The 14,934-nt window shown below is 38.4% G+C and carries 17 protein-coding genes and 1 pseudogene; 16 read left to right on the top strand and 2 right to left on the bottom strand.

Translation table 11 applies throughout. From position 1 onward, the window contains the following. Positions 1-4: 4 nt before the first annotated feature. From QUG14_RS06150 to QUG14_RS06110, 9 genes and pseudogenes are all read left to right on the top strand, one after another. The gene (locus QUG14_RS06150; RefSeq protein WP_289339641.1) at positions 5-814 is read left to right on the top strand and encodes a hypothetical protein; all 810 of its coding nucleotides are present in this window, start codon (positions 5-7) and stop codon (positions 812-814) included. 251 nt (positions 815-1,065) lie between these two features. Beyond that, a complete protein-coding gene (gene gvpJ / locus QUG14_RS06145; protein ID WP_289339640.1) occupies positions 1,066-1,299 on the top strand; it encodes a gas vesicle protein GvpJ in 234 nt (77 codons plus the stop codon). An 89-nt stretch (positions 1,300-1,388) separates the two neighbouring features. After that, positions 1,389-2,294, top strand: coding sequence for a gas vesicle protein GvpN (gene gvpN / locus QUG14_RS06140; protein ID WP_289339639.1), 906 nt, complete (start codon positions 1,389-1,391; stop codon positions 2,292-2,294). Beyond that, positions 2,291-3,040, top strand: coding sequence for a GvpL/GvpF family gas vesicle protein (locus QUG14_RS06135; protein ID WP_289339638.1), 750 nt, complete (start codon positions 2,291-2,293; stop codon positions 3,038-3,040). The genes gvpN and QUG14_RS06135 overlap by 4 nt, the downstream gene beginning before the upstream one ends. Next, positions 3,037-3,270, top strand: coding sequence for a gas vesicle protein GvpG (locus QUG14_RS06130; RefSeq protein WP_289339637.1), 234 nt, complete (start codon positions 3,037-3,039; stop codon positions 3,268-3,270). Before QUG14_RS06135 ends, QUG14_RS06130 begins: the two co-directional genes overlap by 4 nt. Before the next feature lie 21 nt (positions 3,271-3,291). Further along, the gene (locus QUG14_RS06125) at positions 3,292-4,113 is read left to right on the top strand and encodes a GvpL/GvpF family gas vesicle protein (RefSeq protein WP_289339636.1); all 822 of its coding nucleotides are present in this window, start codon (positions 3,292-3,294) and stop codon (positions 4,111-4,113) included. Positions 4,114-4,115: 2 nt separating this feature from the next. Next, entirely contained in the window at positions 4,116-4,346 is a 231-nt protein-coding gene (locus QUG14_RS06120) for a gas vesicle protein (protein ID WP_289339635.1), read from the top strand. Continuing rightward, positions 4,327-4,590, top strand: coding sequence for a gas vesicle protein K (locus QUG14_RS06115; RefSeq protein ID WP_289339634.1), 264 nt, complete (start codon positions 4,327-4,329; stop codon positions 4,588-4,590). Before QUG14_RS06120 ends, QUG14_RS06115 begins: the two co-directional genes overlap by 20 nt. Before the next feature lie 22 nt (positions 4,591-4,612). Next, positions 4,613-4,894 (top strand): annotated as a pseudogene (locus QUG14_RS06110) (gas vesicle protein); the annotation flags it as partial. Positions 4,895-5,070: 176 nt separating this feature from the next. Here QUG14_RS06110 and QUG14_RS06105 read toward each other — a convergent pair. Further along, entirely contained in the window at positions 5,071-5,481 is a 411-nt protein-coding gene (locus QUG14_RS06105) for a VWA-like domain-containing protein (protein ID WP_289339632.1), read from the bottom strand. A gap of 185 nt (positions 5,482-5,666) precedes the next feature. Between QUG14_RS06105 and QUG14_RS06100 the strand changes: the two genes are divergently transcribed. The 6 genes from QUG14_RS06100 to QUG14_RS06075 all read left to right on the top strand — a co-directional run bounded on the left by QUG14_RS06100 (position 5,667) and on the right by QUG14_RS06075 (position 13,771). Then, positions 5,667-7,151, top strand: coding sequence for a helix-turn-helix domain-containing protein (locus QUG14_RS06100; RefSeq protein ID WP_289339631.1), 1,485 nt, complete (start codon positions 5,667-5,669; stop codon positions 7,149-7,151). 192 nt (positions 7,152-7,343) lie between these two features. Further along, positions 7,344-9,017 (top strand): urocanate hydratase, encoded by a 1,674-nt coding sequence (gene hutU / locus QUG14_RS06095; RefSeq protein ID WP_289339630.1) that lies wholly within the window; start codon positions 7,344-7,346, stop codon positions 9,015-9,017. 12 nt (positions 9,018-9,029) lie between these two features. Continuing rightward, positions 9,030-10,328 carry an imidazolonepropionase gene (hutI, locus tag QUG14_RS06090; protein WP_289339629.1) on the top strand — a complete coding sequence of 433 codons (1,299 nt, stop codon included), beginning with the start codon at positions 9,030-9,032 and terminating at the stop codon, positions 10,326-10,328. After that, a complete protein-coding gene (locus tag QUG14_RS06085) occupies positions 10,300-11,307 on the top strand; it encodes an agmatinase family protein (RefSeq protein WP_289339628.1) in 1,008 nt (335 codons plus the stop codon). Before hutI ends, QUG14_RS06085 begins: the two co-directional genes overlap by 29 nt. Before the next feature lie 128 nt (positions 11,308-11,435). Then, a complete protein-coding gene (locus tag QUG14_RS06080; protein ID WP_289339627.1) occupies positions 11,436-12,773 on the top strand; it encodes a YjiH family protein in 1,338 nt (445 codons plus the stop codon). Between the two features lie 230 nt (positions 12,774-13,003). After that, positions 13,004-13,771, top strand: coding sequence for an alpha/beta fold hydrolase (locus tag QUG14_RS06075; protein ID WP_289339626.1), 768 nt, complete (start codon positions 13,004-13,006; stop codon positions 13,769-13,771). Positions 13,772-13,794: 23 nt separating this feature from the next. On the opposite strand, the gene QUG14_RS06070 is transcribed toward QUG14_RS06075, so the two are convergent. Beyond that, positions 13,795-14,352, bottom strand: a complete 558-nt coding sequence (locus QUG14_RS06070) for an undecaprenyl-diphosphatase (protein WP_289339625.1) — start codon at positions 14,350-14,352, stop codon at positions 13,795-13,797. A gap of 337 nt (positions 14,353-14,689) precedes the next feature. On the opposite strand from QUG14_RS06070, the gene QUG14_RS06065 reads away from it, so the two are divergent. Then, entirely contained in the window at positions 14,690-14,932 is a 243-nt protein-coding gene (locus QUG14_RS06065; RefSeq protein ID WP_289339624.1) for a glutaredoxin family protein, read from the top strand. Positions 14,933-14,934 lie beyond the last annotated feature (2 nt).

The raw sequence follows: 14,934 nt of genomic DNA, 5'->3' as shown, positions 1-14,934 counted from the left end.
AAAGATGGCTATTGAGCATGAGCAGTTAGAGCGGAGTGGTTTGACTCGATATATTCCTCCAAAAGGGGATTTTGAGGAGTTTCGTGATGAGGAGCATTATCGTGAGAAGTTGAAGGAGTGGGGTCTTTCGTCTGCGAAGGAGGCGAAGAGGGAGTTCTTGTTTAAGGAACGGAATTACCAGCGTGTTGTTACGATTAAGGGGTATGAAACATATGGGAAGTCCGATGAGTTTAATACGCTTGTGATTGAGTTTCAGGATGGGAATTTGAGTTGCATCCACCCAGCGTTTCTCAAGGAAATGCAGGCTTCCAGTTTTGGCAAGGAGAGTATGCTCCAGGTAGAGGAAAAGGATTTCAGTGTAGCAGCAGAAGAGGGAACAGGGACTCAAGAAAAGGAAGAAACTCCTGAACCAAATCGGGCAGCAAAAGCTGAACCTAAAAAACCAAAAGCAACGAAACCAAAAAAAGCGCAGGAACCGAAAATTGAGCTTCCGGCAGATAAAGTTCACTTTACGGCAAGTGTCAAACAGTTTGCGCTTACGTACAACCCATTTAATGAAGAAAACGATGAAGTGGTTGTTCTTGAAAATGTCCAAATCGTGCAAGAAACACCCGTTGAGATTGGGCTTGCCTGGTGCAGCCATAGTAAAACACTGAAAAAGTTTGAATTGGCACCGGGGGATCAGCTTGAATTTGATGGGAAAATAGCAAAGAAGAAGCTGGCAAAGGGAAAAGATGTAGACGAAGAGTTCATTGTCGATGCAGCGGTTCTATATAAAGTCAACAATCCATCGAAAATAGTGAAAAATGGATAAACCACACTAAAATACATGAAACGAAAAAGGGACTTCATTTTATTGAAGTCTCCTTTTTTTATAAAAAATGTCCTTAAAATAGCACTTGTCCACTCAAAATAAGCAGTCATTCATATAATATAGTAATCGTTTTTTTTAACGAAGGAGACTTGTAGTCATAAGGGATACAATAGCGTATCACATGGTATAAAACGTAAGAATAATTTATAACACTCCCTCTTTAGCTGCAGTCGATGAAAGGAGGGGATTAGATGGCTGCTATTCAAAAAAGTGTAGACTCTTCAAGCTTGGCGGAAGTAATTGACCGTATTTTGGATAAGGGTGTAGTAATTGATTTATGGGCTCGTGTTTCTTTAGTAGGAATTGAGCTTTTAACAATCGATGCTCGTATTGTTATTGCCAGTGTAGATACGTGGTTACGTTATGCAAAAGCGGTTGGTCTTCTTAAGGATCATCATCAACAACCTTTTGTGGAAGAGTCGTAGTCGTGTTTTTGAATTAGAAATGGAAGGAGCCAAGGCTTGACTGTGCCTTGGCTCCTTTTTTACGAAACTTCTATCATTAAGGAGGAAAAATGTTGAATCTATCAGATAAACGAAATGAACCAGGTGAGTATGTAACCACACCCTTTTTCAAGGACATCATTTCCAGATCACTAAACTATATGCAAGCTGGTTTTCCTGTCCATTTTGTTGGACCAACAGGAGTTGGTAAAACAAGCTTAGCACTATTTATTGCAAAACAACTAAATAGAAAAGTAACGATTATTCGTGGTCACCATGAATTGTCCAATAAAGATCTATTGGGTCAGTATTCTGGAGTCAGGAAGAAGGAAGTCATAGATAATTATATTCATACCGTTTTGAAGAAAGAGCAGGAAATCAAACCAATTTGGGTTCAAGGTCAACTAATTGAAGCCGTAAAAAATGGACATGTGGTAATTTATGATGAGTTTTCACGTTCTCGCCCGGAAACGAATAATATATTTTTATCCCTACTGGAGGAAAAGGTTCTCCCTTTATATGGAAATGGAAAAGACTCCTTTATCAAATGTCATCCTGACTTTTCCATCATTTTTACAAGTAATCCAGATGAGTATGTAGGAACCTTCCATACCCAGGATGCTCTTTTAGATCGACTGATAACCATCCATTTAGATTCTTGCGACAGGGAAACAGAGATAGAAATTTTAAACCAAAAAGCAGGATTAAAACTGCATGAAGCAGAGGAAGTCGTTAGGCTGGTTACTAATCTAAGGTCGTATGGGAATGGATTTTGTCCCAGTTTACGAGCTTCACTAATGATTGCATCTGTTGCAAAGAAATCCAACATTGAAATACTAGCAGAAAATAACAACTACCAGGCACTTTGTATGGATGTATTAATAAGACCGATGACCCAAATCCTTCCGAAACAATCCCAGGTGAAAATAAGAGAATTAATTCTAAAGGAAATTCTTAGAAGGGATGAAAAAAAATGAGTACACAAGATGGGGTGTACCTTTTTTGTGCGATTCGAGAAAAGGTGCCCAAGAAATTTGGAACCGTTAAATTAAATGAACGAAAAAGTGGTGTGTATACGATCCACTTCAATCAAGTATCAATGGTGGTATCCAAAGTTTCAGGAGAGGTTTTACCCAACAGGAACAATTTAATCGCCCATCAACAAATCATCTCGGAGGTAATGAAACAATATAGCGTGATTCCAATGAGCTTTGGAAATGTATTTCACTCTAAAAACGATGTTCTGTTAATTATGGAACATCTAAATGAAGAATTTGAAAAGTTATTTTCGCATTTAGAAAACAAAATGGAAGTTGGCTTAAAGGTAATTCCAAAGAAAGAATGGCTAGAGCAGGAGATGAAGTCAAATCCACTCTTAACTGAATGGAAATCAAAGGAGAAGGAACATGCGAATTTTTATCAACAAATCCAAATAGGTGAGCAAGCCCAAAATTTCATTCTCAATTTGGAGGAGAAAGCGGCAACAGAAATTTATGAATCTTTGATGGAATTAGCGGAAGCAGGGAAGCTGAATAAAACCATACCAGGGAAAACTCTAATGAATGCTGCCTTTCTGATTGATGCCAATGATGAAGAACCCTTCGATAAAAGGGTAAATGAGCTTTACGAAATATGGAAGGATAAAGCAGAGTTTAAGTATTCGGGGCCGTGGCCTGCATATAACTTTGTGAATATCCGATTAAGGATTGAAGGGAAATTATGATATTTAAATTATTTACTCTCCCAATTCGTTCGATCATTAAACTGGGTGAGAAAATCCAGGAAGAAGTTGATCAGGAGTTGTACGATCTCACCAATATACAACAACAGCTGATAGAACTGCATATGATGTTTGATATGGAAGAAATTGATGAAGAAGCCTATATAGAACGAGAGCAGGAATTACTTAACAGATACAAAATAGCTAAAGAACGTGAAAAGAACGAGTATTAATTAGTAAAGGAGGAGGTAGGAATGGCTCATTCAACGGTTGAGACCGATTTTATCTATTTATACGGTGTCATCCTTATGGAGGAATTACAAAAGACAGAGGTTCCGTCCATTATTGGAATTGACCAAAAGAAATCTTCAGTCATCCCCTTTAAAAAACTTGCTGCAGTGATTACTCCAGTTAATCCTGATAATTTTTCCCAGCAGCGTATTGACCATCAATTAAAAGATCCTGACTGGATAAAGGAAAAAGCATTTCATCATCATGAATGTATTTCTGCTATTCATAGCAGCCAAATTACAATCCTCCCAATGTCATTTTGTACGATTTTTCAAAAAGAAGAGAATTTGATTGCCTTACTTGATGAACAATACGATGTAATTCTCGAAAAGCTAAATCGACTGAAAGAAAAACAAGAATGGAACTTAAAAATATATTGTAACTCCGAACAGGCATTTTCCTATGTAGTACATCATAATCCAAGTGTTCTTGAGCTAAGAGAAAATATAGCCACTATGCCAAAAGGAAAACAATTTATTATGAAGAAAAAGCTTAATCAATTGATTTACGAGGAAATTGAAAAAGAACAATCCCAGTGGTGGCACCAGGCTGAACAAACGTTAAAGCCATTTTTCGAAGAAGCGAAGCTAAGGAAAAATTGGGGTAGAGAAATAACAGAACGCAAGGATGAAATGATTGTAAACTGTGATTTTCTAATTAATAGCAGTAAATCGGAACATTTTCTAGATTGTATTCAGGAACTTGAACGAGAATTTACGTTGGCAGGATGCACGTTTCAAGTGAGCGGACCATGGCCGCCCTATCATTTTTCAAAGGAGAAGTAATGATGGAACAGGTTCATCTTTTTCAAAATAAAGAAATGACACTGTTAGATCTCTTGGATGGAATCATTGATACGGGTGTTGTGGTTAGTGGAGAGATAATCATATCGGTTGCGAATATCGACTTAATCGTAGTAGATCTAAAGCTTTTAATTTCGTCAATTGAAAGCGCCTTTGGACCATACGAGAGAAAAATTGTAGGGGAGGCGATCGGTGATGGAGAGATTACCACTTGATTCGAATCAGGTAGAGCAAGGGTTAGCAAAATTGGTCCTTACCATAATAGAACTTCTCCGTCAGCTTATGGAAAGGCAGGCGATGCGGAGAGTGGAAAGTGATTCATTAACAGATGAGCAAATTGAAGAATTAGGTTTAACCTTGATGAGACTTGAAGAAAAAATGGAAGAATTAAAGCTGGTTTTTGGCTTAGAACATGAAGATCTCAATATTGAATTGGGTCCTTTAGGAAAACTGCTTTAATCTTAGATTAGGAGGGGATCATATGCCCATTCATCACCCGCCGCAATCATCGAATTTACTTGATGTTCTTGAAAAAATTCTGGATAAAGGAGTCGTTATCGCTGGTGATATTAAGATATCTTTAGCCGATGTAGATTTGTTAACAATAAAAATTAGACTGCTGGTTGCCTCGGTAGACAAAGCTAGAGAGATAGGAATGGATTGGTGGGAAAAGGATCCATACTATTCTTCAAAAGGTATAATGGCGGAAAAGGAGCGTGCTCAATTACACGAGAGAATTAATCGACTAGAGCAGCTGGTTGAAAAAAATACATTATCACTTCCGGTGAGGGAGCAATCAGTTACCCATCCGAATGAAGAAAGTCCTTCATCTTCTATTCTGAATTCATCCCCTGTTCATCTGGATGAAAGTTCATCATAATTCCCAAAAATTTGTCAAAGAGGAGATTAAGGGTACTCCTCTTTTTGCTAATGATTTTCCTAAACGATTTTCATTACCTTACCAAATGGAGCTTTGGGAACAAATTCAGTTGGTACAAGCCAATAAACCTCATAGGGGACTTGCATTTCCTCCGGTAAAAAACCAGTTAAATCGGTGATATAAAAGACGGTTTCTATTTTCTCCTCTTCCGCCCATTCGAATGCCAGCGTATAGGATGCTTTACCGTGCGTGTGATACTTTATTTCACTGCCTTGTGTAATAGGTTCTGCAGTACGGATTTTAAAATCTGCTTGGACAAGCATGGTTTCAGGAGTAAGTTCTTTAAAAAAAGTTACAATATTTGCGATGAGGTCAATTTTCGTTTCATTTGTTGAGGTATCCACGACTAATGCAAGTTTTTTACCCTGACGGTCCTGTACGATTTTAAGTAAATTTTTGTGCCATTTCATGCCTTGTATTTCCCCTCTCTTCAATAGTCACAAAAATTATTATGCTCATAATGAACCTATGAATTCTATTTAAATTATTGCAATTCATGAATAAGAAATAAAAATGAAAAATGCTTGTAGAATCCTAAACAGCATGTATACTTTTATTATATTAGTAGCACTTTTTATAGATAGGGGAGAGTATGATGGAAGGAAAATGGCTGATTGCCGATCGCGATTTAAATGAACGTGAAGGATTAAAATGGCTGTTAAAATCATCCTCTATACCTGTGGCCAAGATACTCTTAGCATCCAACTTTCAAGACTTTATCCTAACATTTGAGAAAGAGTCACCGGATATCATCCTAGTAGAAATGGATATGATTAGCCGTGAGAGTTGGTCAAGTTTCCGAGAATTAGTGCAAATCTATCAACCTATTCTGCTAGTAACTAGTGCGGAGGCTACATTTGAAAAAGCTCGCTTAGCGATTGACCTACAAGCGCTTGAACTAATGATTAAACCGTTTTCTGCCACCAAGGTGAAATCTGCATATCAAAAAGCAGCAAAAACATTTGATAAATATAAGGATACGAGAGCAGCTCCTCAGACGCAGCACTATAAGGACTTATCTTATGAGGCATTGTTTATTTCTGAGCGTGAAGTACCAGAGGACTATATAATGGCAGCGTTTAAAATTGAAAATACAGAGAACATTGGAGTGCTCTATTCCTTTTTATCAGACTATCCGTTTAGAGAAATTCATGGGGTATTCCCTTTAAGTGATAAGATAATTCTATTGTTTAAGGAAACCTGCCAGAATGGTAAAGAACAGTGTCAAAAAGCAATGAGAAAGTGGGAAGAGGAATTTTCTGACACACTCGCCATTGTTGTACGGAACAATCATTCATCACAAGTAAGCCTTAATGAAAAATTTCTTGAAACACAGAAAATGCTGGAGTTTACCTATTATCGGGGCTATCGGCAAATTGTAGAGTTTGAGTACACTCCTGAATGGGTACATATCGACCCTTTTTTGGCTCCCCCCGAACAAAGGGTTTGGGTGGACATGCTTGCAAATCATGATTTAGAAGGGCTAAAAAAATGGCTTTACAATGAATTCCTTCTATTAGAAACTCCTTATCCAGATCCCGGATTGGTTAGAATTAGACTGACGAGCATCCTCGCTCAAATAAGACGATTTATGAAAACCTATGATTTAGATGAACAGTTAACCCACGAAAAAGAGTACCGGCATATTTTTCATTCCATCTTGTATGATAGTGTTCTTTATCGTTCGGTTCAAAAGTTAATCTTGTTTGTTCAAAAATTATTCTTGGCTGCAACCTCTAGTCCGAAGATGTTTAAACAAGATATTATTGAAAGAGGTATTGCCTTTGTAGAGACCCATTTCGCTAACAGTGACCTAAAGCTTGAGGATGTGGCAAAATATGTCGACAGAAATCCTTCATATTTCAGTCATTTACTAATTTCAAAGACTGGTAAAGGGTTTACTGATATCCTTTCAAGTATAAGAATAAAAGAAGCGAAGAGGTACCTGCTTGAAACTAGTAAGCCAGTAAAGGAAATTGCCCCATTAGTTGGTTTTCATAATCCCAATTACTTTAGTAGAATCTTTAGAGAAGTGGTCGGAATGTCGCCGAGAGAATTCCGAATAAAGAAGAAGGGATAAGGCTCAGAATCTACTGAGTCTTATTTTTTTTCTAAAAAAATTACACTTTTCCAAAAATAATATAGTTATAGGCTAAAAATAAACGAGCTGCTCAAATAAAAAGTGCTATTTTTCTAATGATTGATTTGTATTTTTCAGAAGATTTTATTTTTATAATAAAGGAGAGATAAAGGATATGGAGGAGTGAATAAAATGGAAGCTAGTACATCTAAATCGAGAGTCATTAAGAATTATAAAGGGACAGAATTACATGCGAAAGGCTGGATTCAAGAGGCAGCACTAAGAATGTTGATGAACAATCTTGACCAAGAAGTTGCAGAGCGTCCAGAGGATTTAGTCGTTTATGGTGGAATAGGGAAGGCAGCACGTAATTGGGAATCATATGATGCAATTGTGAAATCTCTACTTGAATTAGAAAGTGATGAAACATTGTTAATTCAATCAGGTAAACCTGTGGCAGTTTTCAAATCTCATAAAGATGCACCACGTGTATTACTAGCTAACTCCAATCTAGTTCCTGCTTGGGCAAACTGGGAGCATTTCCACGAGTTAGATAAAAAAGGGTTAATGATGTACGGACAAATGACAGCAGGCAGCTGGATTTATATTGGAACACAAGGAATTGTCCAAGGAACGTACGAAACGTTTGCGGAGCTTGCACGTCAAGAATTCAGCGGATCACTAAAGCATACCATTACCTTAACAGCAGGACTTGGCGGCATGGGTGGAGCACAGCCATTAGCGGTTACAATGAATGATGGTGTATGCCTTGCGATTGATGTCGATGAAACAAGAGTAGATCGCAGAATTGAAACCGCTTACCTTGATGTAAAAACAAGCGATTTAGAAGAGGCTATTAATCTTGCAATCGAAGCAAAGAAAGCTGGAAAAGCATTATCAATTGGTTTGATAGGAAACGCTGCTGAGTTGCTGCCAATCATGATTGAAAAGGGGTTTATCCCAGATGTGCTAACAGACCAGACGTCTGCTCATGATCCGTTAAATGGGTATGTTCCGGTTGGTTATAGCATAGAAGAAGCAAGGGTTCTTAGAAAAGACAATCCTGTGGAGTATGTAAAGCTTTCGAAGCAAAGCATGGCGATTCACGTTAGGGCAATGCTGACCATGCAGGAAAAGGGTGCTGTAACGTTTGATTATGGAAACAACATTCGACAAGTAGCAAAGGATGAGGGCGTAGAAAATGCGTTCGATTTCCCAGGCTTTGTGCCAGCATATATCCGTCCATTATTCTGCGAAGGAAAAGGGCCTTTCCGCTGGGCAGCATTGTCAGGTGATCCTGAGGATATTCGAAAAATCGATGAAGTCCTCCTTCGTGAGTTTAAGGATGATGACCATCTTTGTAAATGGGTACGAATGGCACAGGAAAAAATCAGCTTTCAAGGACTTCCCGCTCGTATTTGCTGGCTTGGATATGGAGATCGTGCCCGTTTAGGAAAAATCATTAATGACCTTGTTGCATCCGGTGAAGTATCGGCACCGATTGTCATTGGTCGGGACCATTTGGATGCAGGTTCAGTTGCATCGCCAAACCGGGAAACAGAAGGAATGAAGGATGGAAGTGATGCAGTATCAGACTGGCCAATTCTTAATGCCATGATAAATGCTGTTGGTGGTGCGAGCTGGGTGTCACTTCACCATGGCGGCGGTGTAGGAATGGGTTATTCTCAGCATTCCGGAATGGTGATTGTAGCGGATGGTACAAAGGATGCGGAAGTTCGATTGCAACGAGTATTAACCACAGATCCTGGAATGGGTGTAGTTCGTCATGCTGATGCAGGCTATGAACTAGCGATTAAGACTGCAAAGGAAAAAGGCATCAAGATGCCAATGTTGAATCAAGACTAAAGAGGTGATTGGATGAGTAAGCCTATTTTTATAAGAAATGCTTCTCAACTCGTGACATTAAAGGGGAGTTCTGATGCTCCGCTTGTGAAAGAAGCGATGTCTGAGTTAGGTCTAATTGAAAATGGAAGTGTTTGGATTGAAAACGGTGTTATACAGGCTGTAGGTACAGATGAGGAGATTTTTGGGAAATTCGAAAGTCGTCTGGGTGAGGCAGAGGTGGTGGATGCAAGTGGAAAGCTTGTAACTCCAGGACTTGTAGACCCACATACACATCTTGTTTTTGCTGGCAGCAGGGAAAATGAGTTTAATATGCGGCTTCAGGGTGCCACTTACATGGAAATTATGAATAGCGGCGGTGGAATTCACGCAACAACAAGAAGGACCAAGGGTGCTTCACATGAAGAGCTATTTGAAGAAGGTTTCGAACGTTTAAATCAATTCCTGCGCCACGGCGTGACAACGGTTGAAGCGAAAAGCGGATACGGAATGGAGTGGGAAACGGAACGTAAACAGCTCGAAGTTGCGAAAAAGCTTAATGAAGAACATGTCATCGATGTCGTTTCAACCTTTATGGGTGCACATGCAATACCAAAAGAGTATAAAGAGAGTCCTGATGAATTTGTGGAGCTGCTCATTCGTGAGATGATCCCAAAAGTAGCGGAGCTTGAATTGGCCGAATTCAATGACGTATTTTGTGAACATGGTGTTTTTACCCCAGAGCAATCAAAGCGGATTCTGGAGGCGGGGAGACAGCATGGTCTGATACCGAAAATCCATGCCGATGAAATTGAACCCTATGAAGGGGCTGAACTTGCTGCTGAAGTAGGGGCAATCTCTGCAGATCATTTATTAAGGGCTTCTGAAAAAGGGATGAAGGCAATGGCTGATAAAGGTGTGGTTGGTGTGTTATTACCGGGTACAGCCTACTTTTTAATGGCCGAGTCGGCAAACGGTCGTAAAATGATTGACCTTGGGGTACCTGTTGCATTATCGACCGATTGTAATCCTGGTTCCTCACCAACGGTGTCTTTGCCATTTATTATGAATCTTGGCTGTTTGAAAATGGGGATGACACCTGCGGAAGTGATCACGGCCGCAACGATAAATGCCGCACATGCGATTAATCGCGGTCGAGAAATTGGCAGTTTAGAAGTTGGAAAAAAGGCTGACATTACGATTTTTAATGTGGACAATTATATGAAACTTCAATACTCCTATGGGGTGAACCATACGCATACCGTGGTGAAGTCTGGAAAGGTAGTTGTCAGGGGAGGTCAATTACTTGAAGAACTTTCTCTATCCAAAAATTAATCCTTCAAGTTTTATGTGGGTAAGGCCAGAGCATGGGGTAGTGAGTAAGGTTCATGAATGGATCCAGCCACTTTCTGATATGTCTGATTTAGAACGAGCTAAGAACGCCGAGGTGGTAATCCTCGGTGTTCCCTTATCTCGTTCATCGATTAGCGCATCAGGAGCATCTGAATTCCCGGAAGCCTTCAGGCGGTCATGGAGGGGTTTTGCTACTTATAATCTCGATGAAGATGTAGATTTGGCAGAAATGACGGTACTTGATGTCGGAGATGTTCCAATGCACGTTACAGATATTGGTAAGTGTCATGAAAATATTATTGAAGCCTCGGCGGCTATTCATGCTCATTTCCTTAATTCTAAGGTTTGTGCGATTGGCGGAGATCACTCAATCACAGCGATGATGGTTAAAGGAATGCACCAGGCAAAGCCTGCTGAAACAATCGGTATCCTGCAATTTGATACTCATTTTGATTTGAGAGACATGTCGGAAAATGGTCCTTCAAACGGTACACCTATGCGTAATTTAATCGAGAGCGGTGTGGTGGAAGGCAGCAATATGTACAATATTGGTCTGCATGGTTTTTTTAATACAAAGGATTTGAAGCAGTATGCAGATGAAAAAAGAGTTAACTATTTCACACTTCGTTCAGCACGTAAAAAGGGGATAGAAGAAACCGTTCTGCATTGTTTAGATAAATTATCTTCAAAGGTAGATACCATCTATTTGACAGTAGATATGGATGTTTTAGATATTGCCTATGCTCCAGGGGTACCGGCCTCAACGCCGGGGGGCATGACAACCGCCGAACTGCTAGAAGGGGTACTAACAGCAGGGAAGCATCCAAAAGTCAAAGCCATGGACATCGTCTGCCTGGATCCACTGAAAGACACAGCCGTCCAACCAACAGTCAAACTAGGAACACATATATTCCTAACTTTCTTAACAGGAGTCATGCTTCGACAGAATGCTAGCATATAGATAGCGGTTGATATCGAAAAGATAGCTACGGTGACAGGCACCACAAAAAGACATTTCATCCAATTTGTCCACCTCGGGTGGACAAGTTGGATGAAATTAGGAAGGTAAATTATACTAGGGGGATGGGTATGGGTGCACCAAATCTTAAGATAAAGGTAGAACCAAATGCTAAACAAATTTATTCTACTAGAAATATTCTGAAATTTTTGATTTATAGTTTAATAGGAAGTTTTATGTTTTTTATTCCTATTACCTTAAATAATGTTTCGTCAATTCCTATTGATCATATGGTAACGTGGATTAAACAAAGTTTCCCTTCTTTTGTCTCTGTTTATGCTTTCATTGTTATTTTATTAGGGGCTGTTTATCCTTTTATTTCAAAAACATGGAAAAGGGACAAGGTCACGATGGTCTTTTCTATCTTAAAAATACTAGGATTTCTTGTTGCCATTCTACTATTTTTTAAGGTAGGACCTGCATGGTTGATGGCACCAAATATGGGCCCATTCCTTTTTGAAAAGTTAGTTGTATCTGTAGGTCTAGTTGTTCCAATAGGTTCTTTATTTTTGGGGCTCCTTATCGGGTACGGCTTACTAGAATTTATCGGGGTATTAATGCAGCCGATCATGAGACCGATATGGAAAACCCCTGGACGTTCCGCTGTAGATTTGGTAGCTGATTTAGTAGGTGGTTACTCTCTTGGATTATTAATGACCAACCGCCTTTATAAAGAAGGAAAATACACGGCAAAAGAAGCGGCCATTATCGCAACGGGGTTTTCAACCGTTTCTGCAACATTTATGATTGTGGTAGCTAAAACTCTCGGTATTATGCATCTATGGGGTTTGTATTTTTGGGTCTCATTAGTGATCACGTATGTAGTTACCGCACTTACCGCAAGACTTTGGCCACTAAATAAAATGAGTGAAGTGTATATTTCGGATAAAGCAGACCCTGAAGTAGTAATTAAGGAAAAATTTTTGCAGCATGCATGGAAACATGCGATGGAAGGAGCAAACAATTCCTTAAGCCTTGGAAAGAATTTATGGGAAAACCTACGAGATGGGTTTATTATGACCATGGGTATTCTACCGTCCATTTTATCTGTCGGACTTATTGGTTTAGTTTTGGCTGAATATACACCTGTATTTGATATACTAGGCTATATTTTTTATCCATTTACGTGGGCTTTACAAATTCCAGAACCTTTCCTTGCAGCAAAAGCTTCTGCAGTTGGAATTGCTGAGATGTTCCTGCCTGCGCTACTCGTAGTCGATGCTCCTTTAATAACAAAGTTTATCATCGCAACGGTTGCCATTTCATCCATTCTTTTCTTTTCGGCATCTATTCCTAGTATCCTTTCAACTGAAATACCAATAAGTATTCCAAAGTTAATCATAATTTGGTTTGAACGGACAGTTTTAACATTAATTTTAGTAACGCCTATTGCTTTCTTGTTCCTTTAATTAAAAGATTAACAGTGCCAAAAGAAAAAAACTGTTCCTTTTACAAGAGAACAGTTTTTTTCTTTTGGAAGTTGATGGCTGAGGAACTTCCTTTTAATTGGCTAAGAATTCTATTTGACAAGTGAAGGTATAATAACAAAAGCAGTTCTATTAGAATCCATAAAGTGATTCTGAAAAACCTCCTTTATCCTGAAATGTCCTTATTAAATCATTATTGAGGTGAACAGATAATGCCAATGCTGGATGTGAACGGTGTCAGCCTGTATTATGATGTAAAAGGAAATGGAACTTCCATCGTTTTTATCCATCCTCCTTTACTAACGAGTGAGAATTTTAGATACCAAATGGATGAACTATCTCATGATTTTAAAGTGATTTCTTTTGATATAAGAGGGCATGGAAGAAGCCAGTATTCAACTAAACCAGTTACGTATCCATTAATTGTGGAAGATATTAAACACTTATTAAATCATTTAGGCATCGAAAAAGTATTCCTATGCGGGTATTCGACAGGAGCTTCTATTGCCTTAGAATTTATGCTGACTTATTCCGACAGAGCCTTTGGAAGTATTTTAGTAAGCGGAATGTCGGAGGCGAGTGATTTTTATCTGAGAAAAAGAATTTCTTTAGCAGTTAAACTTGCTAACCCTCGAACATTTTCGTTTCTAGCTTATGCCATTACATATGGAAATTCAGATACAAAAGAGACATTTGAAAAATTGTACAAAGAAGCAGTGAAAGGCGACGTTAGAAATATTAAACAATATTACCAATATAGTTTGGCGTATAATTGTACCAATCAGCTTGAAAATATTAAGCATCCCATATTAATGGTCTACGGTAAGAAGGACAAATCATTTCAAAGATATGCTAATCTTTTGCAAAAAAAATTACCATTTAATGAATTAAGGTTTCTTTCGAAAAAACATCAGATCCCTACAAAAGCAGCACAAGAATTAAATCAATTGATAATTGATTTTGTCCAGTTACATAACTAGAAAAATTGGTAAGCAACCTAGAATTATTTTAAAGAAATGAAACGATTGTAGCCATGGATAACTCGGGTAATAAAGGGTTCCCAAAAGCTTGCAGAAAAGTTAACACATGTAGCAATTATACTTCCTATTACAGCGCTGCCTATAATATCAGATGGATAGTGCTGTCCCATCCAAATACGTGAAAAACCAGATAAGAAAGCTAATATGGACAGAATAAAACCCAATGTGCGCTTGTAAAAAAGCACTGAAATGGCTACTGCAAAGGAAAGAGTCGTGTGTTTGCTTGGAAATGTAGAATTCTTTTTTGATGGGACCGGTGCTAATAGATTCACTCGTTTCTTCAAAAATGGTCGAGGTTTAAAATAAAATGATTTAATTACGCTGGTGAGGAAGAATGTAATAATGGCAGAAATTCCTGCAAAAGAAGCGATTCTTTTATGAAAGTTATTACGAAACCACATGAGTAACAAAATAAACGCAAAAAGATAGCGTAGTTTCTTTGAAATCATGATCATGATTATATCAAGATAACGATAATGCCCTGTGAATTGGTTTAGTGCTCTAAATAACTTTTTGTCCATCAATAATGCCTCCTTTAATTGCTCCACTATTTTTTCCTTAAAAAAATTTAATATGTAAGGAAGGTGTTCTAGGTAATAAGCACCACATCCAAGTTAAGGAAGAATTGATTTCAAAATCCAGGAAATTATTTCTCTATTTCTTGGGAAAGCGCAGGAACAGACAATTCCGGCGTTTTTTTGTCAAATTGCGTTGTCGTATTCAAGGTGAAACCAAACTACATAAAAGTAGAAGACAGAAGCAGTATTCTTTTGGGGTAATCTCTATAAGTGATACTATAGAAGTAGAACATATTTTTTTAAATGATGTAAAGCCAATTGAGGGAGGAGAGGGAAAACAATGGCTGAAAAGATCATCGTATATACCACAAACGACTGTATTGAATGCACCATGGTAAAAAAAGTCCTTACCGAAGAAGGCATCCCTTTTGAGGTAAGAGATATATCAACAAATGCTGACTATCAAAAAGAAGTCGAGAAGTATGGCTTTTTAGGTGTCCCAGTAACTGTATTAGGAAATAAAGCAGTAAAAGGTTTTACAAATGAATTAAAAGAAATAATGGAAATAGCAAAAAAGAGCTAATT

The organism is Neobacillus sp. CF12 (genome assembly GCF_030348765.1).
Lineage (GTDB): Bacteria > Bacillota > Bacilli > Bacillales > Cytobacillaceae > Neobacillus.
Note: the sequence above shows the minus strand (reverse complement) of the source record. Positions and strands in the feature narration are given on the sequence as shown.